The 2,308-nt window shown below is 43.9% G+C and carries 2 protein-coding genes; one reads left to right on the top strand and one right to left on the bottom strand.

Annotated features, from left to right (window positions below):
- Positions 1-705 precede the first annotated feature (705 nt).
- Complete coding sequence (locus ELS82_RS24305) at positions 706-1,155, top strand: GNAT family N-acetyltransferase (RefSeq protein WP_134837693.1); 450 nt, start codon at positions 706-708, stop codon at positions 1,153-1,155.
- A 419-nt stretch (positions 1,156-1,574) separates the two neighbouring features.
- Here ELS82_RS24305 and ELS82_RS24295 read toward each other — a convergent pair.
- On the bottom strand, positions 1,575-2,308 hold a 734-nt coding region (locus ELS82_RS24295), incomplete at its 5' end, for an IS3 family transposase (protein WP_134837691.1).

Here is a 2,308-nt window from a genome sequence, read left to right as displayed (position 1 = left end):
TGTAAATCATATGTTTGTGGTAAAACATAACAAACAATTCAACAGTGATTCGCAACGCTTGGCGCTCTCAATTCGGGTTGAATTTAGTGTTTACGGCGCAGTATTCAAGTTCAGTGTCTGCGCTGCTCACACGTTAATTGGGCGTTAGTACGGGTTTAGCATCAAAGGTCATCAGTTTTGGTGTTTATCTGTTTTGGCGTTCGTCTTTACACCTTTCAGTTTGTACCTTTCACGTTCTTTCCGGTGGCACTATATGCGGAGTGTTTGCTTTGATTTCACCGTTTACGGTTTCTAACTCTTAGCCTATTTGTTTGGCGCTTCTTCTCTTTCGTGGTTTTTACTAAGTCAGAATTGCCTTTCTTTGGCGTTGCCGTCGAAGTGCGAGGATCGAATCCTTTTCTAATTTGAAGCCAGTGAAAGTAGGGCAGTTCAGTGCGTTTTTCTTCTAGCCAACTTTCGTTTTTCAATCGAGTTTAACTTTTGTAGCTGCCCGTCTCACTTCAGTGCTCAAAGCCTTTCATATCATGCTACTTTTCAATATCTTGGAGCGCACAAATAGAAGTAGCGCATGTACTAACAAATTGCTTAAGAGTGATTCGTAACGCGTGGCATTTTTACTATGCGGTGGCTTAGGGTGATTAGGGCGCCATGCGGTAGCTTTTGTATTGCGTTACTCACACCTTAGCAAGGCGTTATGTGACAGGTATGAGATTCGAACATAAGAAAGTAGAACCAAGTAACAGTGATTTTCAGTCGTTGGTCGCTGAATTGAACTCATCACTTACTCAAATTACCAGTGACTCTGGTGAAAGCTCGTTTGCATCTGATGCTTTTGATTCTTCGAAAGATGGATGCATCGTGGTATATCTGAACACTGTCGCAGTAGCATGTGGAGTGTTTCGATACCATGAAAATGAAGTTTGTGAACTAAAGCGAATGTACTCCAACAAGTCTGGTGCAGGGTCCTACTTGCTGAAGCAACTCGAATGTTACGCAGTTAGCAAAGGGTATCGAAAAGCTATTCTGTCGACACGTAGAGTTAACTCAAAAGCAGTCAGTTTCTATGAACGTAACTCTTACTCAGAATCGAGTGCGTATGGTAAGTATGTTGGTGTAAAACGCTCAATCTGCCTATCAAAGGTGCTAGTCACATAACAATAAATTTAAGAGTGATTCACAACGCTCGGCGCTTTCACTTCAAGCCAGTTTAGTGATTATGGCACAATGGTTTAGCTAGGGTGTTAGCGTTGTTCACACCTTAATTTGGCGTTATGTTTACTTGTATTTCAATGGCTTAAAAATCTTAGGCTCTAATTCTTTGCCCCTCTGGCAGTCTGTCCCTAGTAGACTCAGCAAATCAGTATTGTCGGTCTAAGTTCTTGAATCTCTCAGCCCGTAAAACATGCTAATGTTCGTGGGTTGCTTCATTGTCAGGTCGAGTAGGCTAGATTTGAGTTTCTCTGGCTTAAAGGCGCTTTGAACTTCTTTTTCAAGCAGCATCCTACCTTGGCAGTTGCCTCGGCAACCAACCATTGCGGTGTTTTTCAAGATAGTTGCCATCATTTGCTCGCTTATTAAGCAGCTTCTCTTTCTGGATTTAGGTGGACTTCGCCAACTGGCTTACAGTTCCTGATATCACCAGGCCATCGTTCAGGCTTCCGTTGTTTTGCAGCGAGTAATACCTCAGCACGGCGCTTCAAGATATCTTCATCTTTTCCACTATGACGCTGTGAAGGCGTGACATAATTTAGCTTACTGTGCTTGTGCTCGGTGTTGTACCAGCGTACGAAGGCTTCAACCCAACTGCGACTGTTGTCGAGAGTTTCAAAGCCCTTTGTCGGCCAGTTTGGCATGTACTTTACTGTGCGGAACAACGATTCTACATACGGGTTATCATCACTGACTCTCGGGCGACTATACGATGAGGTAATGCCTAACTCATCCATCTTCGCTTTGAACGTCAGTGACTTCATAGGCGCACCGTTATCTGAGTGAAGAACCAGCGGTTGATTGAAGCACTGCTCTCGCATCAACGTTCGTTGCAGGAGTTGTGACGCTAACTCACCGCACTCACGTTCATACACCTCATAACCCACGATTTTTCGGCTGTAGATATCCTCTATGACGTACAAATAGTAATGCTGACCTCGAACTTTTGACGGTAAGTAAGTGATATCCCATGTGTAGACTTGATTCGAGCCTGTCGCCGTATAACTCGTTGGCTTCGCTTGCTTTTGTCTACTCTTCTGACGGCCTCGGTTGTTAAGTTGTCCTTGTTCACTCAGTACCCGATAATAGCTCGACTCTG

The organism is Vibrio ouci (genome assembly GCF_004551525.1).
Taxonomy (GTDB): domain Bacteria; phylum Pseudomonadota; class Gammaproteobacteria; order Enterobacterales; family Vibrionaceae; genus Vibrio; species Vibrio ouci.
The sequence above is the reverse complement of the archived record's forward strand: the minus strand, read 5'-3'. Positions and strand labels throughout refer to the sequence as shown.

What these genes read in the sequence shown, in the direction of transcription:
- ELS82_RS24305 (WP_134837693.1), top strand. Translation starts at nt 706, where the DNA reads ATGAGATTCGAACATAAGAAAGTAGAACCAAGTAACAGTGATTTTCAG.